This window comes from Streptomyces typhae, assembly GCF_009755605.1.
GTDB lineage: Bacteria > Actinomycetota > Actinomycetes > Streptomycetales > Streptomycetaceae > Streptomyces > Streptomyces typhae.
The window spans coordinates 220,024-246,467 of sequence record NZ_WPNZ01000013.1; the positions used below are offsets into that span (position 1 = coordinate 220,024).

Consider the following 26,444-nt stretch of genomic DNA (forward strand, 5'->3'; position numbering starts at 1 on the left):
TCCGCGCGTGACGTCCCGCTCGGTGGCCCGCGGTCGATGACGGTGCGCCGCACCCTGCCGCACCGGGCCCGCACCCTGATCGGCGCCTGGTGCTTCGTCGACCACTACGGCCCCGACGACGTCGCCGAGACCGGCGGCATGGACGTGGCGCCGCATCCGCACACCGGACTGCAGACCGTGAGCTGGCTGTTCAGCGGGGAGATCGAACACCGGGACAGCCTCGGCAGCCACGCCCTCGTCCGGCCCGGCGAGCTGAACCTCATGACGGGCGGGCACGGCATCAGCCACACGGAGGTGTCCACCCCGCGCACCACCGTGCTCCACGGCGTGCAGCTGTGGGTGGCGCTCCCCGACGAACACCGGCACGCCGCCCGCGACTTCCAGCACCACGCCCCCGCCCCGGTCCACCTGGAAGGCGCCCGCGCCAGGGTCTTCCTCGGCACCCTGGCGGGGGAGACCTCACCGGTGCGGACCTTCACACCGCTGCTCGGCGCGGAACTCGCCCTCGACCCGCACGCGACCGTCACGTTGGCCGTGGACACCGCTTTCGAGCACGGGCTGCTCGTCGACCAAGGGCGGGTCCGCCTGGCCGGCACCCTCCTCGACCGGACGGAACTGGGCTATCTCGGCCCCGGCCGCACCGCCCTCACCCTGACGAACGAGACGGACACGCCCGCGCGCGTGATCCTCCTCGGCGGCACGCCGTTCGACGAGGAGATCGTCATGTGGTGGAACTTCATAGGACGGTCGCACCAGGACATCGCACAGGCGCGTGCAGACTGGATGAACGGGACCCGCTTCGGCGAGGTGAAGGGGTATCACGGGGACCCGCTGCCCGCCCCGGAACTGCCGTCCGTGCCGCTGAAACCGCGGGGTCGTGTGCGCTGAACTGAGCAGATGCCTGCCCGGCTCAGGATTCGAGCGATGCGTGACTCAGACGGGGGCGACGAGGAGCGCAATGTTGCGCAGCCCCTGGATCCGAATGCTGCAGAGAGGCTTCACAGTCCAAGGTGTGCCAAGGCGTGATCTTCTGTGGCAGAACTTGGCAGACCTGATGCTGACCCAATGCCGACTTTTCTGACTAGCCGTCAGGTTGGTTGACTTGCAGGTTGGACGCACCTAGCTGCCCCTGTTGGTGATGAATCGCCGACCTGAATGCTGACCCCTGGTGGAGGTAAGGCGCTAGTCTGCGGGCTGCATGAAGTTGAGGGGTGGCCTCGGCTACATTGCAGTCTGCGTCTCGGGCGCGGCCTGGGGGGTATCTCTTCGTCGGACTTGCGGTCATCTCTGTTCCGTGTTCTGAGGTGGGTGCCTGCTCTGTGTGGCACGGGGGACACGGGTGACGACCGAGAACGTTTGGGAGCGATCGTTGCGCGTTCTGCGAGGGGGCCCGTGCGTCACCCGGGCGCAACGCAAGCAATACCGTGCGCTTACCGACGGCTGCGGAACTTCGCCAGCGTTTGCTCGCCGCAGCAGACCAAGCATCTCGTTTATCTCAGGGCCGACCCGAAGGTGGACTTCCTTGTTCCCGGCTTCACCAGGGACGTGAGAGGGCTCGACCGCCACGGGCACGGGTGCCTCGAAACTGCAGTTGCGTACGGACCGGGATTTGGTTCCTGGTCGCTCTACGTAGCGATTGGGCCCGATGTTCGCGCCCGGCCAGGACCTCGAAGCTGGGTGCCTCAACCTGCTTCCGATGACCCATCAGGTTGCGTGTGTCGCAATCCTAGATCCCATCGGAAAGAATCGCTGACCTGCGGATTTTCAAGTGTGCACTACGGGCATTATGTGCGTTACGGGCGATATCTTGACGCACGAGTGACGCACGAGTGACGCACATACGACGCACGCTTGGCACACACTCTGATGCGGCATCAGGCATGCGGGTTCCGGCCTTCGGCCGCGAGGACTGCAAGGCCCGGCGCGCCGTCGAGTGCGGCATCAACCGGCTGAAGCGGAACCGGGTGGGCGGCCGCCCGGTTCGACAAGCTCGCGGTCCGCATTGAAGCAGCCGTCCCCATCGCCGTGATCAACGAATGGCTGCGAACTGCCGGGAGTGTCGGTCCTGCATGTCATTCTGTCATCCTGGCCGCGACCAGGTCAGCAGGCTGGAGGGAGACAGGACCGATGGGGGCTGCTTACTGCCGGGCCGAGAGCGAGAACGGTGACCGCATCGAGGATCCGTCCGAGGACGCGCTGTTCATGCTGATCGACGACCTCAACGACTCGGACAACACCTTCGTCGTCATCCAGCCCGACGAGGAGGATCCCCCAAGTTGGTGCACCTCAGTCACGGTTTTGGACGCAGGAGGCTACGAGGTCGTCCGCCGCGACAGCACACGCCGGGAACGCGATGTCGCCACCGAGACCAGCATCGACCAGATTGCCCGTGGCCTCACCATCTGGATGGCCGCTCGCGACTTTCCTGGACATCCCACCCAAAACAGCAGCGACTTCTCAAACGGGGCTTAGTCCTCCCGCGAAGGCACTGGGCAGCCCGGTTCGGCGCGAGAGTCCCCGTCCGCCCAGTCCACCGCTTCGCCGACCGGGGCCAGTACCTCCGATGCATCCCGCGCCTCAGCGACGGTCAGCCAGGGGAGCAGCGACCCGTCGACCGGAGCCGGGCCGGTGATCGCATCATCCATACCGTGACCAACCGATAGGGGACGGCCAGGGCACGGCGCCGACCCACAAACAAAGCTTTTCTGTCAGAGCATCAGGGCCCGCAGCCCGGCAGCGAAGACAAACGGTGAGCTAGCAGCGGGTGGTGCATGAACGCAGAGAGGCACAAGGGACGGATGTCGTACCGTGTGCCCTCCCTGAGCGTGACTACCCGGAGGTAGACGGAATGTCCGAGCTGATCAGCCGCGAAGAAGTTTCCGTTGAAGTTGACTTTTACGGCATCTACCTGCAGGACTGGGATGACAGTCAAGTGCCGGTCCCTTTCCCTGAAGGATGGGAGGCAGGCCCGTTTTTGCGTGCACGGCCGGGTCGTCTGGATATCACAAGCGCCGGGCACACCCATACTGCGGCGCTGACGGTCGAGGTATGGGATGCGGAGCCGCCAGCGCCCTCGGGTGACTGGGAGGAGTCCGAGCGGGCCGAGATCCTTTCTATCTCCGGCGAACTTGAAGTTGGCGGCGTCGCGGGCGGGCCGATGCCAGAACCCATACGCCTCTCGGGCCGGGAGTGCAACTGGAGCGTGCGCGTGGCCTGTTCGGGGCGGTCAGAAGTTGCTGAGAAGGCTCGGCAGGGGGTTCCTGAAGGTGTAGTGGAGCGTTATGTCCTACAGTTCTGGCCGCAGGTTTGATTCGGGTGGGGTGAGCGGACCGCAGTCCGCTCACCCCACCCGACAGGAATTCTCAGGACGTTGTCCTCATAAGGAATCCGTCGTCCGGGCCGTCGATTAGACGGTTCTTGTCATAGTAGTCACGCAGAAGTGTTCCGGCGGCACCGTTAGATTCCTTGGGCAAGGCTTTGACGCTGAAGTTGTAGCGATCGGTCTGCTGGCTGTGCCTCCATTCCGCCGCTCCTTGGTAGGTCGAGGCGAACGGGAACTCGTCGCACTCCTTTTTCCGCCCTCGGTGTAGTCGCTCCCGAAGTATTTTCGGCGAGGAGCGGTGGGCGGCGATCGAGGACGCGCCGTTCAACCCGCGCACCGGGTCCCGGCAGTGGATGCCGGACGGTGCCAAGCGCGTGGTGGGCCAGCGGGTCGACCGCCCGGTGACGCAGGATGAGAAGGTCGCAGCCGTCGCCAACCTGACCCGCGACGACGGGGTTGCCGCCCAGGTCACCAGTGACCTGCTGAAGCGGCCCAAGGTGACCGAGCACGTCATCCGGCCGAGAAGATGCGGGTGGTCACCGAGCCGACCCGCGACGACGACACCGCCAAGGAGGTCACCCGCGACCTTCTGCGCCGTCCGGCGGCGGCCCGCTCGACGATGCGGGACGACACCACGCGGATACTGGTGAACCGTACCCATTTCGACAACACCGCGGAGAGCCGTGAGAGGATCCGCGACCGTGCCCCGGCCGCCCGCAACGGACGTCTTCCCCAGCATGCCGAAGCCCACCGGAACTGGGCGTTCATCGCACTCATGACCCGGCGTCTGACACTTCAATGAGCTGTCATGCATCGGGACACTTCCAGCATGAACGTAGGTGCCCCGCTCGTCGGCCCAAGCAGCTACGACGAAGCCAACTGCTGACTCTTCTTGACGGCAGCTTTGGCGGCTCGCTCGATGTTCGCTCGGTGAGCTTCCCAGAAGGCCGCGTCGTGTCGTGGAGTCGCGTACTTGGCTGCTGTCCCTGTCGAGTTGTCGAGCTGTTCGCGCAGGATGTCGGCGTGTCTAGCGTGCCGGCTTGTCTCGGTGAGCACGTGGACAAGGATGTTGAACAGCTGCACGTTGGGGCGTGGCCACCAAGGGACTTGGCCGGGGTAGTCGATCGGGAGGGCGGTGATCGTCGCATCTGAGTGCTCCCATACGCGACGGTAACGGTCGATGATCTCCTTGCGTGTCTCGTGCTCTGTTGCCCACATGTCGGCGCCGCGCTCAGCGGCATTGTCCCACCGGGGCAGAGATTCGGGGAACGGTCGGTCGAAGACTTCGCCGAAGTACCTGGACTCGCAGAGCGACAAGTGCTTGACCAGGCCGAGAAGGTTGGTACCGGTCGTGGTCAGGGGGCGACGGATGTCGTACTCACTGAGCCCTTCGAGCTTCCAGAGGATGGCCTCGCGCATCTCTCGCAGATCGTTGTGCAGGTAGTCCTTCGCGAAGCCATCAATCATGAGGCACGAGCCTGTCATGCGTCGTTGACGAGCTCAACCCTCGACCAGCCAGAGGAAGAAAGGCACCTACTTGAGGCGTATGGAGGCAGACCATCGCTGTGGGGCTTTCTGGGGCTCGCTCGTGCCAAACACCCCAGGTCAACTGCACCTGCCGTGCCGCCGACCGCCCCATCGGGAAATCGGCTGCGAGCTGACCGGCGACCAGGTCCACACCCTGCCCACCTGAGCCCTGCGTGAGCGACCGACATCGAAAGCTAACTGATCACCGACCCGGCAGACGCAACGGTGACGGCGCCCGTTCAAGCGCTTGCCTCAGCGATCGTTGCGGCAGCGCAGCGGAACCATGACCTGCCTCCCGGGAGTACTTCTTCACCGCGTGCGGGCGATCCGCGGAACGGCGCCGTGCGCAGACCAGCTCCGTACTACGAATTCCAGCGGTACGACACAAGGCTTCCGACCCGACCGGACACGTCGCGCAGCAGAGCAGCGGTATGTGCTACTGGCTGGCTATCCGTTCCCGCGCCCTGGCTCCGAGAGCGGGTTTGACCCGCCGCCGCGCAGAAGCCGGACGCACAGTTCGTCTTCTTCATCGGTCGTGCGGAGACCGGGGGCGTGCTCTGTGGGCCACGGTTCGCGCAGCGCCCTCTCGATGCGCTCGCTGCCGCGGAGGATGATCGTGTCCCGGTCCGTGCCGGCAGGCCAGACCTGCAGCAGGTAGTCCTCTACCGGATCGCCGTCGGCTTGGCTGGGGGCGCCGGCGCGGCCGCGGGCGTGGACGCGTACGCGGTAGGGCCCGCTGCCTTGCGTGCTCAGAGCTGGCAGCCGGGGGTAGCGGCTGTCCTCGAGGGAGTGTGCCCGCAATCGGCCGGTGGGGGCCTGGACGGTGACTTCGATGATCTCTTCCCATTCGTCCTGGCTGTCGGCGGCGGGCGGGGGTTCCAGGCTGGTGAGGGTCTGCACGCGGACAGGGCCGAAGGCGACGCCCGTGGCGATGAGCGCGCCGGCGGTCATCACGGCCACCAGGCCGTTGGAGAAGTCCGCGGTGTCGGCGGGGAGGTCTCCTTCGTCCAGGATCCCGAACAGGCCGTCGATGGCTTCCACGGTGCGCATCATCGTGCCGTCCTGACCTATGCCGTCTGTCCGTCGGCGGGGGGTGCCCGGGGCCGGACGTGGTCGCGTGTCCAACCCCGGACACTAGTGCGGCGGTACTGCTGGCGGGCGGCTTTCAGCCGTCCTCTCGCAGCTGTGTCAGGGGACGATCTTCACGTCGAAGGGGTTCCCGTCCAGGACGGGTTGCGCCTTGTAGAACGCGCCGGTGGTGCCGCCCCGGGAGTTGTTCTCCCTCTCGGATACTGCGCAGGCGCCGGCGCCCTTCGAGCCGGTGCTCGAGGGGATGTTGTTGTAGGAGCAACCGTCAGCACCTTTCGGGAAGCCACGCGGAAGGTCGATACAGCCGCGCGGCTTGAGGTCGTCCAGGAGCAGGTTGATGACGGTGGCGGCGGCCTCGCTGGGGCGGTGCCGTATCCGTTGCCCCATCACAGGTGCTCGGACGGTGTGCAGCGGGCGGGGTGGAGGTGGCCGTCGCTGGTGGTGACTCACACGGTGTGGTGCAGGACGACCGAGGCGAGTTCGGCGTCGTCGGCTGGGAGGGAGAGCCGGACGCAGAACCGCCAGACCTGCATCCTGGGTGTGATCGGTGGTGCGCGGGACGGGCATGTCGGTAAGCGAGGCGATGAAGAACGCCTCCGTCTTCTTGCCCTGGGCGAGGACGACGTGGGCGGCGGTCGGATCGCACATGGTGAGCCGGCGGGCCCACCGCTCGCTGACGGCGGCGGTGCGCATCGGCACCTCGGGTGAGCGCGCCGAAGGGGGCAGGTCCGGTTGGCGGCCGACGGCGACCTCTATCGCCGCGACGGCGTCGGGGTGGGTGCTGAGGGCGAGCTTGTGCCAGCCGGTCTCAAGGACCTGACGGTCGCCGTCGGAGCGCAGGGGGTAGTGGCCGGCGCCGGGTTCGGCGGCGATGAGGACGGGGTTGCGCCGCTCGCCGTAGCCCTCCTTGCCGAAGATCTCGTTGTCGTGCCGGGTGTGGTCGATGCGGTCGTTGCCGATGTCGTTGGCCATGTCCGTCGCGGCCAGGTGCGAGGTGATATCGAAGGCGTCGTTGCCCACGACGCGGCGCAGGATCATCTCGTTGTCGTTGGCCGCCACCTCCACGACGGCCGGCCGTGGGGCCCCGGCTCCCTGGATCAGGTGCGGCAGGCGCGGCGGTCAGGCCACCAGAGCAGGTCGTGCCCGGCCGGGGCGGCGACATCGCCTTGGCCGGGGCCCTGTTGCAGCACTGCGGCGTGGGGAGTCGACCTGGTTGGCGCCGCTGGGCATGAAGAGCCCCGGCTGGATGTGAAGAGCCCCGGCTGGACAGGGAAGACCAGCCGGGGCTGTATGAGACGGCATCGGAGGCGCCCGCTTCGGTGAAAGGCTGACGCTTTCACTACGTTCGCCGCAGGTGAGTGTGAGGCCGATGGCCTAGTCGCGGCGGCGCCGTTGCCACCACACCATGGCGACCAGAATGACGATGGCGAGACCGATGAATACCACAAGGTCGGTCGTACTGTTGACCTCATAGACGCCGCGAGCCGTGGGTGGACTCAAATTCATCATGCAACACCTCTGTCAATTCCTTGTGAGGCCCGCAGGGCCGCACATGCCTCGGTCCTAACGGTGCTTGAACTGCTTGTAGCGGACAACTGCTATCCCGGTTCCAGGTGCCAGGAGGATGAGCGGTGCGGCGAGTGACGCCCCGAGCGATCCCCCGGTGAGGTAAGAGATGAAGAACCACACCAGATAGAGGACTAGCAGGACGATGAACAGTTGCGTCATCGCTCGACGAGGACCTGGACGCTCAGGGGGCTCATGCATCATTGATCATCCTGTTCGAGGGCAGCCACTTTTCGACCGCTGCCCCGGTGTTGGCGCCAGCGGCAACACAGCCTGCGGTGGACAAGAAGCCAGTCTCCGGTCCCGTAGCGGCCTCGCAAGCGGCGCCTGCGACGAAGCCGGCTGTGAAGGACGCGAAGCCGCGGGCTGCGCCTAATACATCTCCGGAGAGGAGGTCTTTGCTTGCTCCGTACAGATCGAAAGCGTCCTGCACTTTCCCGCCGAAGTCAGACACCTTCCCCAACGCATCCCCGATCTCCCCAAAAGGCAGGGTGCCGTTGGGGTCGATCTTATTGACCAGGTCGCCCTCCGCATACAGGTAGGCGTTCTTCTCCTGGCCGGAGGGGTCGGGCTGGGTGAAGCGGGTGATGTGCGGGTCGTAGTAGCGGGCCTTGAAGTGGTACAAGCCCGTGACATCCTGGTAGCCGCCGGCGAAGCGGTAGGGGTGGGAGACCTTCTCCGAGGTCGCCCGCGTTCCACGCCACGGGGGCTGTAGCTGTAAGTGTTGACCTTCGTACCGGTTTCGTCGGTGAGCCCGATGACGGATCCGAGCGCGTCGGTGAGGTAGGAGTACGACTTGCCCCCGGTCGTCATGGAGTTAAGCGTGCCCCCGGGCTCCCGGTTGAATCCCGTGTCCACACCGGCCGTGCTCTTCACCGAAAGGCCCAGCGGCCCGTTGTGGAAGAACGTGTCCCCCAGCCGGATGCGTTCGCTCTGGTCAGTGGAGCCGTACTGGCCCTCATATGTCGTGCCGCCGACAGTGATCGAGGTCATCTGGCTGAAGTCGGACCACTGCTCGCCGGTGCGGGCGCCCTCCAGGGTCGAGGCTCCTGCGGTCTCGTTCCCGGCTGCGTCATAGGACCAGTTGGCGCCGCTGCCGTTCTTCGCCGTGATCTGCTCGGCATCGTTGACGGTGAACGTGGAGTCGCTCGGGCAGCCCTTGCCGGTGCCCTGCGAAGTGAGGTTCCCGGCTTGGTCGAAGCAGTACCGCCAAGAGTAGGTGGGCGTGGACCCCTTCTCCTCCTTGGCGTAGGAGAACCGGCCAGCACTGTCGTAGGTGTAGCTGATCTTCAAATCGGCGACCGCGTCCGTGTGGGTGCGGACCTTCGTGCCGTCCTGACCCGCGTCGGCGTAGGTGTAGGACAGGTCGACCAGGGTGCCCTTGGGCGAGGTGGCTTTGATCTTCTCGGGGCGGCTGGACTTGTCCGGGGTGACCGTCTGTTCTGTGCCACCGGGGTAGGTGGTCTTGGTGCGGGTGTCGTTCTTGTTGTACTCGTACGTGGTGGTCCTGCCCGCCGGATCCTTCAGCTTTGCGAGCCTGTTGACCTTGTTCCAGGTGTAGTCGGTGACCCCGGCCGGGTCCTCATAGGTCTCTATGTTGCCCCCGCGGGTGTGTAGGTGAGCTTGGTCTGCGAGGCGTTCTGGAGCGTGCGGACGGTCCCGCGGGACAGCGGGTCGAAGGCGTACTTGATCACGCCGGTGCCGTCCGAGCGCTGGGTGAGGTTGCCGTCGCCGTCATAGGAGTACGCCACCGTGGCCTTCGACGAAGAGGTCACCTCGACGACGCGGTCGCGCTCGTCGTACGCGTAGACGGACTTGATGCCGCGCCCATCGGTGACTTTGGTGACCCCGCCGTCGCCGTTGTGCTCGTACTTCGTGGCGTGCCGCTCGGGATCGGTGACCGTCGTCGTGCCTGCAGCACCACAGCCGCACCGGGGTCAGTTCCTCGAGCAGCGACGGGAGGGTGACGAGGTGGGGCAGCAGGTCCGTCACGTCCGTCATGTCCGTCACGTTCGTCACGTCCGTCACGTCCGTGCCGGGCCCGTAGGCGGCGTTCATCAGGTTCTCGGAGGCGACGGTGAAGTCTTCGGCGATGTCGCGGATCGCTTCGGCGCACCGGCGGGCGCGTCGGGCATCAGCCGCGGGCCCGGAGGAGGGAGGGTGGCTCGCTGCGTGGGCCCGGGGACGGGTATGCGTGGACACGGGTGACCTCTTTCGGGGGTGCCGGCCGGGTATCTGTGCCCGCCTGCTGAAGATGCAAGATCGGCTGAATGCGGGCCGGGCGGCGCGGACGGCGGGTCCGCGTCACCCGGCCCGCCGACTCAGCTGCGACGGATCCGCGGCCGGACCAGGGCAGATCCATGAGGCGCCGTCAGGAACAGCACCGGCAGCGGCAGTCCCGGGGCGGGAAAGGCGTCTTCGGCCGTGGCGAGGACGGCCAGAGCGCCGACGGGAAGACTGGCCCCCGGGGCCCTGTGCTCCTCAGTTCGGCCGCGAGCGGACGAGACTACAGACCCTCGAAGCGGAATCAGCCATGTTGACAGACAAGAGTGTTTCTTGTGGGAAACGCGGGATTGGTTCCCTTGGTTGCATGTCGCGACGCTCCTGACACTGTCCCGGTGAACTGGCAGTTCGACGGTGAGGCGAGTGCCTGGCGCAGCTCGGCATCGTGGGTTCGCTGGAACGTGGCGAACGCGAATCAGGTCAGTGTCAGCGGACCTTGTTGAGCCCGCATGTGCGGACTGGTCGGCTGGTGCTGCCAGCTCGTCGGCCAGTGCCGACGATCTGGTGGGTGGCGTGCGCGCACCCTGCGCGCCGCACTACATCACTTCCCTCAGGAGAAACGTTGAGACTCAGACGGCTATGTACGACCGTCGTTGCACTCACCGTCTTAGGGACCGCCCTGCCGCAGATCGCCGTGGCGCATTCGGCGGTCGGTGGCAAGGGTGCCGTGACAGCCGACGTCGGTCGGGCGCGGGACCAGGAGTCGCCCAAGAGCGGCGACGGTGACCCGGAGCCCAGACGTGAGCGCTTACCCAAGGGGGTGAAGGCCCCGCAGGCCAAGCGCGTCAAGGAGTTGAAGGGGGAGCGTACGCCGAGTACGCGGTTCTGGGAGTTGTCCGACGGGCGCGTGCAGGCGGAGCTGTCGGCGTTTCCCACCACCTACAAGGCGGGTAACGCGTGGAAGCCGATCGACACCGACGTACGGCGCGCGAGCCAGCGGCGCGGCGGCGGGGTGTACGAGTTCGCCAACACCACTAACACCGGGCGTAGTTACTTCGGGTCCGACGCGCGCAGACTGCTGCGGTACGAGGCCGGGGGCGGGCAGGCCGTCACGGTCGGGCTCGATCGGAAGGGGCGACTGAAGCCTCAGGTCAAGGGGGACCGGGTCACGTATCGCGACCCGGTGTCCGGCGCCCGGCTGCGGTATCAGGTCGGGGTCGGGCAGGTGAAGGAGGAGATCGTCCTCGCCGAGCGGCCGAAGGGGCAAGTCTCCTTCGACTTCCGGCTCGACGCCGACGGGCTGCGGCCCGAACCCCGCAAGGACGGTTCGATCGCCTTCTTCGGGGAGTACTCGCGCCACCCCGCCCTGGTGATTCCGGCCGCTCACATGACGGACGCCAGGGACGTCGTGTCCTCGCCGTACGGGAAGGCCGGCTCCGTCAAGGTACGGCAGAAGCTCAGCAAGGACGGTGACGCGTGGCGGGTCACCGTCACGCCGGACGCCGACTGGCTCGCGGCGAAGCAGCGGCGCTACCCCGTGGTCATCGACCCCACCATCACCATCTCCCCGCGGCCCGCGCAGTCGCAGGACGTCATGGTCCTGTCCGATCAGCCGGGCGTGAACTTCAACGCCAACTGGCGGCTCGCGGTGGGCAGGACGGACACCGGCGTCGCGCGGTCGCTGCTGAAGTTCCCGCTGGACGAGATCCCGGCGGGCGTCGACATCGACTCGGCGCGGCTCGGCGTGTACTACGACCAGACGCACACCACGAACGGCAACGACGTCACCATCGAGGCGCACCGCGCCACCGGCGCCTGGGACGAGGCGACGGCCACCTGGGACAAGACCGACAACCTGGCGGGAGAGCTGTCGGGCACGACGGTCCGTACCGATGACGGGGACCCCGGCACGGCGGCCGTCGGCGACTGGCCGAAGGTGACCACCACCGGCGGCGACGCGACCAACAACGACTACCTCTACAACAAGAACACCGCGCGCAACGAGTCGTACACCTGGCAGCCGAAGGTGCCCGAAGGCTCCACCTACCGGGTGGAAGCCCACTTCCCGAAAGCCTCGGACGCGGCCAAGGACGCCCCGTACACGGTCACCCACGACGGTGGCACGAAGACCGGCACCGTCGACCAGAACGGCGCCGACAGCGCCTGGAGGCCCGTGGTGGGCGGCCAGATCGGCTTCGCCAAGGGCACCGCGGGCAAGGTCGTGCTCGGTGACACGGGCGACGGCGGCAAGCGGAACATCGCCGACTCGGTGCGCCTGGTGAACCCCGCCCAGGTCGTGAAGAACAAGGGCGAGTACAACCAGTGGCACAACTTCCCCGTCAAGGACACCGTCCAGAAGTGGGTCGACGGCACCGCCAACCACGGCTTCGTCCTGCGGGCCAAGGACGAGTCGGCCGACGCCCCCAAGGGCGGCCCGCGCTACGAGCAGGCCGACTACGACTACGGCGGCGAGACCTCGACGTACCCCCGCCTGACCGTCACCTACGGCAAGGTGGGCAGCGCCCTCGACTCGCCGACCGTCGTGCACGGCAACGGGCCCGAGCTGTCGTGGTCGAAGTACAGCAACGACTCCGACGACCCCGACCTCGACATCGCCGAGTACCAGATCCACCGCTCGACGCGGGAGGGCTTCGCGCCGGACGCCTCGACCCTGATCGCGCCGGTCAGCAAGGCGAGGACCACCTTCCGCGACACCACGGCCACGCCGACGCCGGACAGCAGCACGAACGAGATCGGCCGGGTGTACTTCTACCAGGTCGCCGTCAAGACCAAGGACGGACAGCTCCTCGGTTCGCCCGTGCGCATGGTGGGCATTCCCAAGGCAGGGCGCACCATGAAGCTCATCCAGGCGGGCCAGAGCGACACCACCCTGTCGTCCGCCAAGCCCGACACCAACCTCGACGCCCTGCCGTCCTGGGACGTGGGCCAGACGTGGACGAGCGTCGGCAACAACTCCGACACCTACGGCAAGACGCGCGCCGTGCTCAAGTTCCCCACGGGCAGCGTCCCCTCGACGGCGACGATCCTCGAGTCGCAGCTTCAGATGTGGGGTTCGGAGACCACCAGTGAGAGCCGGGGCGCGGTGTACGAACTGCACGCGCTGACCCGGGACTTCGACGAGAAGAAGGCGACCTGGAACAAGGCCGACGCCACCACCGCCTGGACCAAGGCGGGCGGCGACTACTCGGGCACGGTCTCCGACACCGTCCCGGAGATCACCAGCGACGTCGGCCGGCACTGGTGGGACGCCACGGCACTGACCCAGAAGTGGGTGACGAAGCCGAGCAGCAACACCGGCGCCCTGATCAAGCTCAAGGACGAGTCGGCGACCGGCGGCCAGGAGCGCACCCTGTTCCTCTCCGCGGAGGCCAAGGACAAGCAGCTGCGGCCGCTCCTGCGCGTCATCTACGTCGACTCCTCGACCGAGTCGACGTACTACGCGCCGAAGACCCCCTCCCGCATGACGGAAGGCCTCACGTACACCACGGACGTCACCGTCACCAACACCACCGACAGCCCCTGGCCCGCAAGTGAGCGCGAGCTGTCGTACCGCTGGACCCTGCCCGACGGCACGGACGCCACCACGGCCGCCAACCAGCTGGAGACCGCTCTGCCCGCGCTCGCCCCCGGCAAGTCGGCCACCGTCAAGGCCAAGGTGAAGTCCCCGACGGTCGACGACGGTAACGGCCGCGTGGGACACGTCCTCACGTGGGACGTCCGCAACAAGACGGACAGCAGCTGGCTGTCGCAGAAGCCCGGCATCCCCGGGCTCGCGCAGAGCGTGGCCGTGGAGGACGCGGGCACCGCCGACCAGCTCGGCCTGGAGAAGTTCTACGGCTACACCGGCAAGAACACCGGCGCCGGCTCCACGCTGATGAGCAACCTGGCCTCCGGCAACGCGGTCTGGTCGTACGACGCCTTCAACAACCCGGGCCGCGGCCTCAACACCTTCCTCCGGCTCTCCTACAACGCCCAGGACACCTCGGACAGTTCGCTCGGGTACGGCTGGACGGCACAGGCGTCCGGGCCGCTGCGCCTGGGCGCCCCGCTGGACTTCGAGCCGGACACCAACCCCACCAAGGCCCATCTGACGGACGGCGACGGCACCACGCACGTCTTCCGCAAGGACACCGACGGCGGCTGGACGTCCCCGCCGGGCCTGCACTACCGGCTCAAACCGAAGCCGAACCTCACCTGCACCCCCGACAACGACGCGGTGACGGACGCCTGGACGCTGACCCGCCCCGACGGGACCCGCTTCCTCCTCGACTGCGAGGGCCGTCTGACGTCGATCGTCGACACGAACGGCAACGCCCAGCGGTACGTCTACGAGGAGCGCGACTCCGAAGGCAGGCCCGTCAAGTTCCTGAAGGAGATCCGTGACCCCGCGGACCGCAGGTCCCTGACCGTCGACTTCTACGAGCAGGGCGACGCGACGTACGACTACATCGACGCGAACGGCAAGCCCGCCAAGGGCACCGATCTGAAGAACCCGCGGATCTACGACCACGTGAAGTCGTTCACGGACGTCTCCGGGCGCAAGGTCACCTTCCTGTACACGGCCAAGGGCCTGCTCGGCCGGGTCGTGGACGGCGACGGCGCCACCCAGCCGAAGGCCTTCGCCTTCACGTACGACGCGGCGCAGGGCAACAGGAACGCCAAGCTGACGAAGGTCACGGACCCGCGCGACAGCGGCACGGGCCTGGACTACGGCGCGCGCTGGGTGACGAAGACGGTCACGGACCGCCTGGGCGGCACGACCGGCTTCGCGTACGCCGCGCGCCCCACGGGCGGCGGCCGCCAGACGAAGGTCACCGACGCCGAGAAGCACACGACGACGCACGAGACGGACGACCTCGCCCGGCCGGTGCGGACGGTGAACGCCAAGTCCGAGCAGACGAAGCTGACCTGGGACGCCGACCACAACGTCACGCTCCTGGAGGAGAACAACGGCGCGAAGACGGCCTACTGCTTCGACGCGAAGACGGGCTATCCGACGTGGCAGCGCGCGGCGGAGGAGAACAAGGAGGGCGTCCCGTCGGCGGACGAGTGCGCGCCGGGGAAGTACCCGCAGCACTCCGTGCGCTATGAGTACCAGACGCGCGAGGACGGGTACGTCGCCGACCTGAAGAAGAAGATCTCCGCGGAGAACCGCGGTTGGGAGTTCGGCTACGACGCCAAGGGAAATCTGAAGAAGGTCACGGACCCCAAGGGCGTCGCCACGCCGGCGGCCGGGGACTACACGACGTCGTACGACTACGACGGCTACGGCCGGCTGACGAAGGCCACGGACGCGAACGGCAACGCGACGCTGTACGCGGACTACGCCGCGTCGGGCTATCCGCGCACGACGACGGACGCCCTGAACAAGGCCACCAAGACCGAGTACGACGCGCGCGGCCAGGTCACCGCGGTCACGGACGCGCTGGGCAAGAAGACCACGCAGACGTACGACACCTACGGCCGCCCCCTGGTGTCCAAGGTCCCCAAGGACCAGGCGGCGGGCGTGTACATCACGACTCCGGCGCCCGAGTACGACGCGAACGACAACGTCACCAAGTCGACGGCGCCGAACGACGCGGTGTCGACGGCGGTGTACGACAAGGCCGACCAGGTCATAGAGGCGACGGCGCCCAAGGACACCGCGACGTCACCGGAGCGGACGTCGACGTACGCGTACGACAAGGTCGGCAACCTCCTGACGACCACAGAGCCGAAGGGCACGGCGACCCCGTCGGACCCCGACGACTACGTCACGACGAATGCCTACGACGAGATCTATCAGCTGATCTCCGTCGTCAACGCCAAGAAGGACAAGGTCAGTTACGTATACGACGGCGTGGGCAACCCGGTCGAGGTCGTCGACCCGAAGAAGAACGGGACATCCGATCCGGACGACTACACGACCAGGACAGCTTTTGACCTGAACCACCGTGTTGTGGCGGTCACTGATGCGGCGGGCAGGACGGTCAAGCAGGCGTACGACAAGGACGCGCTCCTCCTGACGACGACGGACGCCGAGAACAACATCACCAAGAACCACTACGACGAGCGCGGCAAGCTCGCCGTCGTCGAGATCCCGCACAAGGACGACACGCTCCGGACGACGAAGTTCGGCTACGACGAGGTCGGCAACCGGGTCAAGGTGATCACGCCGCGTGCGGTGGCCGCCGGCACCTCCGAGGCCTTCGTCGCGGAGACGACGTACGACCCGCTGAACCGCCCCGCGCGGCAGATCCAGCCGTACGACCCGAACGACCCCCGCTACAACCGGAAGGTCTGGACGGAGACGACGTACGACGCGGTGGGTCGGGTGGCGAAGGTCTCGGCGCCCCCGTCCGAGGGCGAGCAGACCCGTAACGACACGACGTACGGGTACTACGACAACGGTTGGGTGCAGTCGTCCAAGGACGCGTGGAACATCACGACCACTTACGACTACAACAGCCTCGGCCAGCAGAGCGCCCGCCAGCTGACCTCGGCCGCGGGCTCCTCCAGCCGCACCATGCGCTGGGGCCACTACCCCGACGGCAAGCTCAAGTCCCTCGACGACGACGGCATCCCGGTGGGCCGCAACGAGGTCCTGGGGGAGGCGGCCCAGAAGCGCGGGGGCGCCGGCTGGAAGCTGCCGATCCCGAGGTCGGGCACGTACACGGCGTACGCGGACCGCACGGGCGACGGCAAGGGCTGGGTGAAGCTGTCCACGAAGTCCTACAGGAAGAACGAGATCACGACGCTCACCGCCGCGAGCGCCGCCAAGGTCAAACTCGTCCGTGACGCCTCCGCGGAGGCGGACACCGAGAACAAGCGCTTCGCGTACGCCTACGACGTCAACGGCAACCTCACCTCGATCGACGACAAGTCGACGGGCACGAAGGTCGACGCGTACACGATCTCCTACACGGGCCTCAACCAGGTCGCGAAGGTCGTCGAAGCCCTGGCGGGCCAGGAGAAGAAGTCCACGTCATACACGTACGACGCGAACGGGCAGCCGCAGACCCTGACGCATCCCGACCAGTACGCCACGTACACCTACGACCTGAGGGAGTTGGTGAAGGAGGTCTCGGTGGGGGAGTCGGCTTCCGATTCCTCGCCGAAGGTCACGACGTACGACTACACCTCGCGGGGCGAGAGGAAGCAGGAGCACAAGGCCAACAAGAACACGGTCGACTACGCCTACTACCTGGACGGCGCCCTCAAGTCCGCTACGGAGAAGAAGGCGAACGGCTCCGTCGTCTCCTCGCACACCTACGCCTACGACGCCAACGGCAACAAGGCGCAGGACGAGGCGAGGAAGATGAACGCCGACGACACGTCGAAGTACGTGTCGTCCACGACCGACTACACCTACGACCCGGCCGACCGGCTCGCGAAGTCCGTCCGTACCGGTGACGGTGCCGGGACGGAGACGTACGTCCACGACGACAACGCCAACGTCATCTCCCAGACGGTCAAGGGCAAGACGACCACCTACGGGTACGACCGCAACCGGCTGCTGAAGGCGACGGAGGGCGGGTCGGAGGTCTGGTACCAGTACGACCCCTTCGGCCGCCAGGAGTCGACCACGGCCGGCGGCAAGGTCGTGGAGCGCACCACCTACGACGGCTTCGACCGGGTCAAGCAGCACGAGAGGACCGAGGCGGGCACCGGCGCCCTCAAGGCCACCACGTACGCCTACGACCCCCTTGACCGCACCGCGAGCCGCTCCGACGCCGCGGGCAAGAAGACCGACTACAACTACCTCGGCATGTCCGGCGAGGTCCTCAGCGAGGACGTCGGGGGCAAGCTCACGAAGTCCTACCAGTACAGCCCCTGGGGCGAGCGCCTCTCCCAGGTCAAGCACGCCGCCGACGGCGCCACCGAGGACGGCTTCTACGGCTACAACAGCCACACGGACGTGGAGACCCTCACCGACAAGGACGGCGACGCGAAGGCCACGTACGGCTACACGGCGTACGGCAACGCCGACCCGTCCGACTTCACCGGCATCGACAAGCCGACGGCGACCGACCCGACGAAGGAGGCGTACAACCCCTACCGCTTCAACTCCAAGCGCTGGGACGCGGCGTCCGGCACGTACGACATGGGATTCAGGGACTACAGTCCGGGGCTGAACCGGTTCACGACGCGGGACATGTACACCGGGGCGCTCGCGGACATGGACCTGGGGTCCGACCCGATGACGGGCAACCGGTACGCGTTCGCGGGCGGCAACCCCGTGGGCAATGTCGAGCTGGACGGGCACATCTTCGGCTGCGGGGTCTGCGACGCGGTCATCGACAAGGTCGAGGACACGGGCAAGGCCGTGCGCAAGGGTGCCGCCAAGGCGGCGAGGAAGGCGGTCAAGGGCGCCAAGGTCTCACCGCTGGGTGTGGCGGCGCGCGTCTTCGGCAACGTCATCGGCTGGAACTCGGGCGCCGACTGGGGCGAGGAGTCCGCGTACGACGCGCGGAAGCCGAACTACAGCCTCGGCCTCCTCGTCACACCGGACAAAGAACGTGAGTACCGTCAGCACTCGTCCACGCCGGTGAACGAGAGCGACTGCCGCAGCAAGGGGAACAGCGGCGCCTACTACATGCCGCTCGACAGCGGGGGACGGGCCCAAGGCGTGCGCGCTTGCCTCTCCAAGGCCGACCTCGGCTGGGTGAACGGCAGCACTGGAGAGATCAAGGGCAACGCCGACTCCAAGCTGCGCGGCACGCCCGTGCCCCGTCCTCCGGACGGGAACCCGCTCTGGACGCCGCCGGGGATGAAGCCGAAAATGCACCGCGGCCATCTGCTGGGCAACCAACTCGGCGGATCGGGTGTGGACCGCAGAAACCTGGTACCGCTGTACGCGAAGGTCAACACACCGATCATGTCCCGGTTCGAGGGGCAGATGGCCAAGCGCGTCGCGGGCGGCGAAACGCTCTACTACCAGGTGACCGCCAACTACAGTGGGGCGCGCGGGGCCCCGGACTCCCTGAGCGTGTACTGGGCCAGTGCGACGACGGGAGAGACCGGGAACAAGACGTTCTGGAATACGCCGTCGGGGGCCGCGCCCTAGGCGTTGCCCGCGTGACGCGTGACGCGTGACGCGTGACGCGTGACGCACATGGCGCAAAGCGCATGGCGTATGGGAATGGCGTCGAAGTGCGGGCGGGAATCCTGGTGGGTTCCCGCCCGCTGACATATGTGGAGGGAACGGAAATGGTGTGGGTTGAGCGTCTGCTGGAGTCCACCGGGCGTGCGCGCCTGGGGCTCACCATCAACTGGGATCCCGCGGAACGCGCGCTCGGTGTGCGGCTTCCCGACAGCTACAAGGAACTGTGCGAAGTCTTCGGGCACGGCACGTTCTCGAACTCCCTCACCGTGGACTCCGTCGATCCCGAGCTGGTGTTCGACCTCGTTTCCGGCTGGAGTGTCGGTCTGCGGAACGCCCGGGAGAATGGCGTGGAGGACGGTGAGACCGACCCGTTCTACGAACCGCACCACCTCTACATCCCCGGTAAAGGGGGTTTGATTCCCTGGGGTTCCGGCGACACCGGGGACTCCTTCTTCTGGCTCGTGGAAGAAGGGGCCGCGCCGGATGACTGGCCGATTCTGGGGCGCGTGGCCGAGGCGGAGACCACGGACTGGCAGCGCTATGAAGTAAGCGTTCCAGAATTCGTCTTCCGCGTTCTCACCGACACCGCGTTCCGCCCGTTCACACTAGCTCCGTACGTTCCTGAACCGACGTTCACGCCTGCCGAGTAGGGGCCGTGAGGGGATCACGTGCGGCAGGAAGCGGGCTGACCCGGATGCTGGACAGGCTGGAAGACGAAGGGGTTCCCGTGATCCGGGCCGATGGGAAATTCGGGACATTGGGTAAGAGGCGCGCAGAGGCAGCGGCAAGGTATCTGCGTGAGAGCCCCAATCTGCAGAGACAGTATTTGGGCGGCCGTATGGGTGGCGTGCAGAATGCGGTCTCCGCTAACCGCATTTTATCCTCGGAATGCGCTGAGGATCTAGGCGTTTTCGCCATGCGAAAGATCCCGCAAGGCTCTCGTGGCCTGATCGATGGAACTACCTACTCGAGCGAACTCAAAAGCTCCTGGGGTCAACGCACAAACACGCCACGAGTGTTCCAGCAACTCCTCGGCCTGATCAACCGAGGAGGCATACCTTCGGGCGGTCGTGGCGGTGGGCCGGCCGGGCGTGGTGGGGGAACGGGCTGGCGTCAGCCCTAGTAGATCCATGACTGTGATCATGTGGCTGAACCCGGGCAGCCAGGCCGGGTTCAGCCGCATGAATACACCGTGTATGCTAAATCCGCATCGAATGTCCCGCCGTAGACCGTCCCGTCGTGGACCACCTCGCCAGCTATTTCATTCCTGATCCATTTCTCTTTGCCAGTGGTGGTGTCCAAGGCTGTCAAGCCGCTGCGGGAATTGACGTACACCGTGTCGGAAGTGACGGCGAAAACAGACAGGTCTTCTTGTTTCAGTGACGTGCTCCAGCGCTCTTTGCCAGTGGCTGAGTCTATTGCTTTCACGCCACCGGATTGCGAAGAGTAGATCGAAACGTCGGCGACGATTTCGGTCCCAGAAGCAGCGCCGGGTCGGCTCCAGCGCTTGGTTCCCTTGGCCGTGTCCACTGCCGCCAGGGCGGCATCGGAGCGGAGGTGCACCGTGCCCTTGGGGGCGGTTGCGGGACGGCCGGACGGGGCACCCGAAGGGCGCACCGTCGGCAGGGAGTTCTGGGAGTTCATGCCCGGTTCCCGTTGCGAGGCGGTCACGCCGAGCAGCAGCGTCACGCCGATCGCCAACGAGCTCACCGCGCGCACGCGTCGGTTACGTATGACTGGACTTCCGTACTGCGGCCGGGAGCCAGTGCCGTGACCGGCTCCGCACTGCCCGTTGGCGTTCTCATCTGGCGACAGTGCGTTCTGTGGTCCGCCGGAACGCCCGCTCATCTTGTGATCGGTTCGGGCCGACGGCGTGCGCGCGGCGTCAGCCGGGATCAGTGCCCGCGCTTCACCGCTCGCCTCGCTGGCCGAGGGCGCTGTAGAAGGCCGCTTCGAGTTCCATGACATCGGGGCCAGGCTGGTGACCGGGTTGTCCGTGGCTGTCCGGGACAACGCCTCGCCTCGTACGACGTGCCCCGTCGGTCCGTCGCCGGGAGCCCTCTTGCCGGTCATCGCGACGCTGTTGCCCAAGCTATCCGAGCTTTCCACGTTGTCCACGTTGTCCAGGATCTCTTCGCGGACAACGTGCCGAGCAGGAGCACGGGCCGAAGGGCCTTCGGCTCCCTCTAAGCGTTCTTGCAGTTCACGCAGATCGTGCGCGTTGGCGTCCAGGTCTGTGGCGACGCGCTCCAGCGCGACGTCGTACTCGTCCGCTGTCGGCTCGCCGTCCAGACCCGCCTCCTCGGCCTGGGGGGCCGGGGCGATGGGGGCGGAGTTCTGCGCGAGGTCGGCCATGCGGCATTCGAGTTCTTCCGCGTGCTGCTGCGCTGCTGCGTGCAGTCGCTGTGCTCGATCCCGTTCTTCCCTGGCCCGCCTCAGCTCCGTTTCGGACCGGCGCAACTGGTCCTCCGCTCGTGCCAGTTCAGATCGGAAACGTGTCGGGCCGGGAGCGGTCGGCGGCTGGGGGCGGGTTTGGAGTCCCTTGATGCGCGAGTTCAGCGACTCGATCATCCACAACAGCATCAACACCAAGTTCTTGCTGCGATACAGGGCTTCTCTGGCCTCCAGCAGTCCCTGGCGAGCGGCGGCGAGTTCCTTGTACGCCTGGACGGTCTCCGTCTCCTGCCTCTGGTGCTGTGCCGGCACGGGGCGCCCTCGGCCGGCCCGGGACGCCTCGGCACGCGCACACAGCATGGTGGCGCGCTGCAACGCTTTGGCACGCTGCTCGGCCGGCAGACGGGCTTCGATGAGTTGCCGCAGTACCTCCAGCGGCACATCCTTGTCCGCCCTCAGCCACAAGCCCCACTGGGACCTCCCCGCCGTGCCGGGGAACTTCTCCGACAGCTCCCGGATGCCCAGCCCGCCGGTGAGTTGCAGCAAGAAGCGGGCCAGTGCCGCGGCCTCCTCGGTGTCCGGATTCAACCGGCGTGGCCGCCCGGGACCTGCCATCGACTCCCCCGTCCAATGCGGACAACACAAGGTTGGCCGCACTTCACCTGGTGCTTGTCACCTTCGTCGTGGCGGCCAATTCCAGCACCTTCCACGCTGTAGTGCCAATTGGTTCGGACCACCCGAACCCTCGTGACAGGAAAGGCACCAATGCGTGAAACCAATCTAAGGAAACTGCGCCGCTTGACGCATGCGATGCTCTTCGCACTCGCTCGCGGGGTCGCTTACACAGTCGGCGCGACAGCGATCACTACTTTGCTGTGGTGGGTACAGCACAGATGAGTAGTAGTGATAGGAGAGGCGGCTGCCGCCGCCTCTCCCTCTTTACCGTCCGGAGTCGCCATCGATGTGGTGCGTGAATTGACTGCCGCCCGTCCACACCACTGAGGGGAGGAAAAAAGTGCGTGCTGCTGGGTTCTATGGCTTCGGCACTACGGCCTACGGCACCATCGGCGCCTGCAAACGCAACCTGGCCGGCCGCCTCCTAGCCGGAAGCACACTGAACCAGTGTGGCAAAAAGAGCCCGGGAAAGGCGCCGGGCACCGGCTGTGAGCAGGGCAACGCATCAGGCGAGCAGGGCGGATTCGGGCCCCTCGATCGCTGCCGCGCTGACTTCGACCCCGTGGACACTTCTTCGACAGATTGCGTTCCGTCGGCAGGCGCCACAACCCTATCCGCCCTTCAGCCACCCCTCGCGCACCCCGAGGGCGAGCAGTTTCTCCGTGCAGTCCCACAGATCGTGGGAGCCTTCGTCGATGACGGAGGTACGCTCGTGCACCCGTGCGTGGGTGACGCCCGGGGCGCGCCAAGTACCGCCGTGGTTACCGGCGTTCAACAGCAGGGGCTGGAACCGGTCCATCGCCTTGGCGAACCTGGCCTCGGGGGTCCGGCGCTCCTCGAACTCGTCCCACAGGCCGTGGAACTCCACCTCCTGGTCGGCGGGCAGCAACGCGAACAGCCGCTTGGCGGCGGCACCCTCGCGCTGTGCCTGACTCTTGCGGGCCGCGTCGTCGAACAGGCAGGTGTCACCCGCGTAGATCTCGACGAGATCGTGTACCAGGACGAGCTTCAGCGTGCGTTCTACATCGACCGGCTCATTGGCGTACTCGGCGAGGACGAGCACCATCAGGGCCAGATGCCAGGAGTGCTCGGCGTCGTTCTCCCGCCGGTTCGTGGACAGCAGGGGGCTCAGCCTCAGGACGGTCTTCAGCCGGTCGGTCTCGGCGATGAAGGCGATCTGCCGGGCGAGGCGTCCGGAAATGGCGAGCGGCAGTCCCTCCGCGTCCAGCAACTGCTTGGCGGTGTCGGGGGCGGTCGGTGATGCGGTCATGTCGTCCTTTCCTCGGGGGGGGGGGGGCGGCTTTTGGGAGCAGGGTTGAACGGGAGCACAGGGTGCGGTCAGACTTGGAGCAGTTCGAGCAGCCGGCCGCGATCGAGCCGCTCGACGATCGTGACGGCGGGCCGGTCCCGCAGCGTGTCGCGCCAGTCGACGGCGGTGGCGCCGTGGCGGGCACTGCCCGGGGCGTACTCCGCATAGACGCGGTGCTCGACTGCCGCGGTGACCACGGAGGGATCGAGGGCCACCGCCATGGCCAGCGGATCGGCACGGACATACTCGTCGCGCCGCGCGTACGACGGGTTGGTGACGAACCGGTTCGCGACGATGCGCCGTAGGGTCGCGGCGGCCCGGCTCGTCCCCTCGAAGAAGGACGTGAACTCGTCCGGTGTGAAGGCGTGGGCCAGTGTCGTCTCCCACGAGAGCAGCACAAGCCCGGGAAAGCCGGCGAGGACCAGGTCGGCCGCGGCCGGATCGGCCCCGGTGTTGAACTCGGCGCTGATCGTGAGGTTGCCGCGGCCGTGGACGGCGCCGCCCATCACCACCACCCGGTCGAGCAGTTGGGGCAGCTCCGGTTCGAGCCGGAGCGCGAGGGCGATATTGGTGAGAGGGCCGAGGGCGACGAGCGTGGTCCTGCCGGGGTGGCGGCGGGCCGTCTCGACCAGCGCGAGCGCCGCCGGTGTGCGCTGCTCCCCGGTCTGCTTAACGGGCCACCGACCGAGTTCGCCGAGCCCGTCCGCGCCATGAATGTCGGGAGCCTCGCTGCGCGGCCCCGCAAGGGGACCCCCGGCGCCCCGGTACACCGGGGTCCTGGCCGCATCGTCGCCATATGCGCCGAGCAGCCACCGGGCGTTCGCCGTCACGGTGTCGATGCCGACGTTGCCCGCAACCGTGCAGACGGCGGCCACCGGGACGTGCGGTCGCTTCGGCGACGGGGTCAGCGCCATGGCGAGGGCGTGGGCGTCGTCCAGCCCGGGATCGGTGTCTATGACCAACACGCTCAAGGGGGAACTCCCTGTATGCGACGGAACAGAGCACTTGCTCGCGCTGCCTTCGGCGGGCCGCGCCTCGTGGTGTCGCCTCGCGGTGTCGCTTCCCACCGAGCTGCCGCGGCCGCGGCTGAGACCGCTGCGATACCGCTACCTCGTCAAGGAGCGCGGGAATCTCCTCGGCCGCCACGACCAACCCGTGGACAGCGCGCCGCACTTCCGGTGGCGCGCCTAGGCACGGTCCGGCGACGGTCGTTGCCCAGGGCGCTCGGCCGGGGCGAGAAGGGGTCCCCGGACCTGCGGCGCGGGGCGCACCAGGCGTCCGCGGAGCGCCCGGTACCGGAGAGTGGGCAGTTCCGGCTCCCGCTCGACGAGGTCCGCCCGGAACTCCGCGCCCGCCCTCTTCAGCGCCTCCAGAAGGACCTCGACCACCGACCGCGCCAGCGGCGCACCGGGGCAGTAGTGCCCTCCCGCCCCGAAGCTGAGCGAGCGCGAGGTGGCGCCGCGGTTCTGTATGCGCAGAGGGTCCGGGTAGTGCCCGGGGTCCAGATTGGCCGCGGCGAGGCAGAGGTTGACTCTGTCCCCTTCCTCAAGCCGGTACGGGCCGACGGAGACCGGCCCCCGCGCATACCGGCTGGCGAACCGGAAGGGGGTGGCGAGCCGGAACACCTCCTCCCTGAGCCGAGGCACGAAAGTGCTGCTGAGCAGGTCGCAGGTGATGCGCTCACCCACGACGCACAGGGCGGCGACGGTGGGGTCGTGGGCCCCGGTCACCACTTGGGTGAGCAGCGCCGTGGCGCTCTCCGGCCCGAAGGCCGGGTCGTCCCACAGCTTCGCGACACCCGCCACGAACGGGGTCGGGGGCGCCGTCCGTGCCGCGCGCAGCCACTCGCGCAGCCCGTCGACCGAGGCGAGCGCCCGGTCGATCCGCTCCATGTCGAGGCGTGGTGTGGCCAGTTCGTCCATCACGGACCGGCTCAGCTCGATGAGCACCGTGGCGCCGACGCGACCGGTCAGGGCGGCGACGACCTCCCACGCCAGCGGGCGCGCCACCTCGTCCAGCCAGTCGAAGGGCTCCTCGCCCACGGCGGCGAGGCGTTCGTCGGCCACCCACGTGCACGTGGCCCGCAGCTGTGGCGTCACAGTCCCGCGCAGCAGACTCAGGGAGACCGAGCGGATGCGCTTGTGGTAGCCCGAGTCGGAGAAGACGGGCCAGTGGGCGAAGAACTCCTTGAGGCTGGACCGCCGTCTGCGGTCCTCCTCCGGGAGCGGGGCCAGCCGCCGGTCGGTGGAGCGCTGGGACCAGAACTCGCCGCTGGTCAGGATGTGCCGTACGTCGTCGGCACGGAAGGCGTAGAGGCCGCCGTTCTCGGCCGCCTCCTGGAAGGGGCAGGCCGCGGCCGCCTCGGCTAGCGCCGCAGCCGGGTCCTCGCGACTGAAGTCACCGAACACGTCAAGCATGGACGGCTCCGTCGGGCCGGGCCGGGGGAGAGGCCGGCCCGGCGTCCGGTGCGGTGGCGGTCGGAGCCGAGGGCGCGGCCGGTGCGGTCGCGCGGGACCTGGTCCGGTTCGAGACGTGGAACATCATCGCGGTGCGGTCCCAGCCGGGTTCCTCGTCGGCCATGGCGATGACGCGCCGCAGCACGTCCTCCTCGTCGAGGATGGCGCCGACCGCCTCCGCCACCGTCACGTGCTTGGCGGGCCGCCACACCACCTCGACCGGGTCCCCGGCGGCGACCCGTCCCTCTTCGAGCACCCGCAGGTAGACCCCGGGACGACGGGCGCCGTTGAAACGTTTGGCCCACCCCTTCTCCTGCATCCAGCCGCCGAATGTACCGCAGGCCATACGGGGTGCCATGACCTGCAGAAGCAACTCGCCGACCTGCCATTTCTCGGCGAGTACGGCCCCGCTCGCGTCGAATCCGACGAGGTCCAGGTTCTCCCCGAACATGCCGTTGCACAGGGGCTTTCCCAGACGGTCCGACCACCAGTCGAGATCCTCCCGCGCATAGGCGTAGACCGCCTGGAGTACCCCGCCGTGGAAATCGGCGGCCTGCTCGTCGCCTTCGAGACCAAGCCTGCCGACTTTGACACTTCCGTCGACGGGTAGCTTTCTGATTGCCGATCTGCCGCGGCGCGCAGCGAATTCAGCCGAAACGATCGGACCCCTGTTGACCGAGATCACAGTACTCATGCAATTTACGCTAATCGACACCTTATACGCTCAGCAACAATGGCTCCGAAAATATGTCAGGTGTCTGGTCCCCGCTATCGGCG

General features: G+C 67.2%; 14 protein-coding genes and 3 pseudogenes. 8 read left to right on the forward strand and 9 right to left on the reverse strand.

Translation table 11 applies throughout. The features are described 5' to 3' along the window. Positions 1-36: 36 nt before the first annotated feature. The 5 genes and pseudogenes from GPA10_RS24235 (at position 37) to GPA10_RS42700 (ending at position 4,124) form a co-directional block, all read left to right on the forward strand. Complete coding sequence (locus GPA10_RS24235) at positions 37-888, forward strand: pirin family protein (RefSeq protein ID WP_157167406.1); 852 nt, start codon at positions 37-39, stop codon at positions 886-888. Between the two features lie 499 nt (positions 889-1,387). Next, positions 1,388-1,633, forward strand: a pseudogene (locus tag GPA10_RS44070) (transporter); the annotation flags it as partial. Between the two features lie 494 nt (positions 1,634-2,127). After that, entirely contained in the window at positions 2,128-2,472 is a 345-nt protein-coding gene (locus GPA10_RS24240) for a hypothetical protein (protein ID WP_157167311.1), read from the forward strand. Between the two features lie 376 nt (positions 2,473-2,848). Next, a complete protein-coding gene (locus GPA10_RS24245; protein WP_157167312.1) occupies positions 2,849-3,310 on the forward strand; it encodes a hypothetical protein in 462 nt (153 codons plus the stop codon). Positions 3,311-3,630: 320 nt separating this feature from the next. Beyond that, positions 3,631-4,124: pseudogene (locus GPA10_RS42700) on the forward strand (DUF6192 family protein). Positions 4,125-4,186: 62 nt separating this feature from the next. On the opposite strand, the gene GPA10_RS24260 reads toward GPA10_RS42700, so the two are convergent. From GPA10_RS24260 to GPA10_RS24275, 4 genes and pseudogenes are all read right to left on the reverse strand, one after another. Continuing rightward, positions 4,187-4,789 (reverse strand): DinB family protein, encoded by a 603-nt coding sequence (locus tag GPA10_RS24260; RefSeq protein ID WP_157167314.1) that lies wholly within the window; start codon positions 4,787-4,789, stop codon positions 4,187-4,189. A 507-nt stretch (positions 4,790-5,296) separates the two neighbouring features. After that, positions 5,297-5,890 carry a hypothetical protein gene (locus tag GPA10_RS24265; protein ID WP_157167315.1) on the reverse strand — a complete coding sequence of 198 codons (594 nt, stop codon included), beginning with the start codon at positions 5,888-5,890 and terminating at the stop codon, positions 5,297-5,299. 147 nt (positions 5,891-6,037) lie between these two features. Beyond that, positions 6,038-6,997 (reverse strand): hypothetical protein, encoded by a 960-nt coding sequence (locus tag GPA10_RS24270; protein WP_246259632.1) that lies wholly within the window; start codon positions 6,995-6,997, stop codon positions 6,038-6,040. Between the two features lie 700 nt (positions 6,998-7,697). Next, positions 7,698-9,411 (reverse strand): annotated as a pseudogene (locus GPA10_RS24275) (RHS repeat-associated core domain-containing protein); the annotation flags it as partial. Between the two features lie 1,043 nt (positions 9,412-10,454). Here GPA10_RS24275 and GPA10_RS24280 point away from each other — a divergent pair. Further along, positions 10,455-18,794, forward strand: coding sequence for a DNRLRE domain-containing protein (locus GPA10_RS24280; RefSeq protein ID WP_343041279.1), 8,340 nt, complete (start codon positions 10,455-10,457; stop codon positions 18,792-18,794). Positions 18,795-18,826: 32 nt separating this feature from the next. Continuing rightward, a complete protein-coding gene (locus tag GPA10_RS24285) occupies positions 18,827-19,483 on the forward strand; it encodes an SMI1/KNR4 family protein (RefSeq protein ID WP_157167317.1) in 657 nt (218 codons plus the stop codon). Between the two features lie 523 nt (positions 19,484-20,006). Here the strand turns inward: GPA10_RS24285 and GPA10_RS24290 are convergent. The 3 genes from GPA10_RS24290 to GPA10_RS24300 form a co-directional block, all read right to left on the reverse strand. Further along, positions 20,007-21,815: an outer membrane protein assembly factor BamB family protein gene (locus tag GPA10_RS24290; RefSeq protein WP_157167318.1), complete on the reverse strand. Its 1,809-nt coding sequence runs from the start codon at positions 21,813-21,815 to the stop codon at positions 20,007-20,009. Between the two features lie 697 nt (positions 21,816-22,512). Further along, positions 22,513-23,172: an HD domain-containing protein gene (locus GPA10_RS24295; protein ID WP_157167319.1), complete on the reverse strand. Its 660-nt coding sequence runs from the start codon at positions 23,170-23,172 to the stop codon at positions 22,513-22,515. Between the two features lie 68 nt (positions 23,173-23,240). Beyond that, the gene (locus GPA10_RS24300) at positions 23,241-24,176 is read right to left on the reverse strand and encodes a nucleoside hydrolase (protein WP_343041288.1); all 936 of its coding nucleotides are present in this window, start codon (positions 24,174-24,176) and stop codon (positions 23,241-23,243) included. 88 nt (positions 24,177-24,264) lie between these two features. Here GPA10_RS24300 and GPA10_RS24305 point away from each other — a divergent pair, with 88 nt between their 5' ends. After that, the gene (locus GPA10_RS24305) at positions 24,265-24,402 is read left to right on the forward strand and encodes a hypothetical protein (protein WP_157167321.1); all 138 of its coding nucleotides are present in this window, start codon (positions 24,265-24,267) and stop codon (positions 24,400-24,402) included. On the opposite strand, the gene GPA10_RS24310 is transcribed toward GPA10_RS24305, so the two are convergent. Beyond that, complete coding sequence (locus tag GPA10_RS24310) at positions 24,399-25,628, reverse strand: cytochrome P450 (protein ID WP_157167322.1); 1,230 nt, start codon at positions 25,626-25,628, stop codon at positions 24,399-24,401. The genes GPA10_RS24305 and GPA10_RS24310 overlap by 4 nt on opposite strands. Then, positions 25,621-26,352, reverse strand: a complete 732-nt coding sequence (locus GPA10_RS24315; protein WP_198351683.1) for an MOSC domain-containing protein — start codon at positions 26,350-26,352, stop codon at positions 25,621-25,623. Before GPA10_RS24315 ends, GPA10_RS24310 begins: the two co-directional genes overlap by 8 nt. Positions 26,353-26,444: the final 92 nt, after the last annotated feature.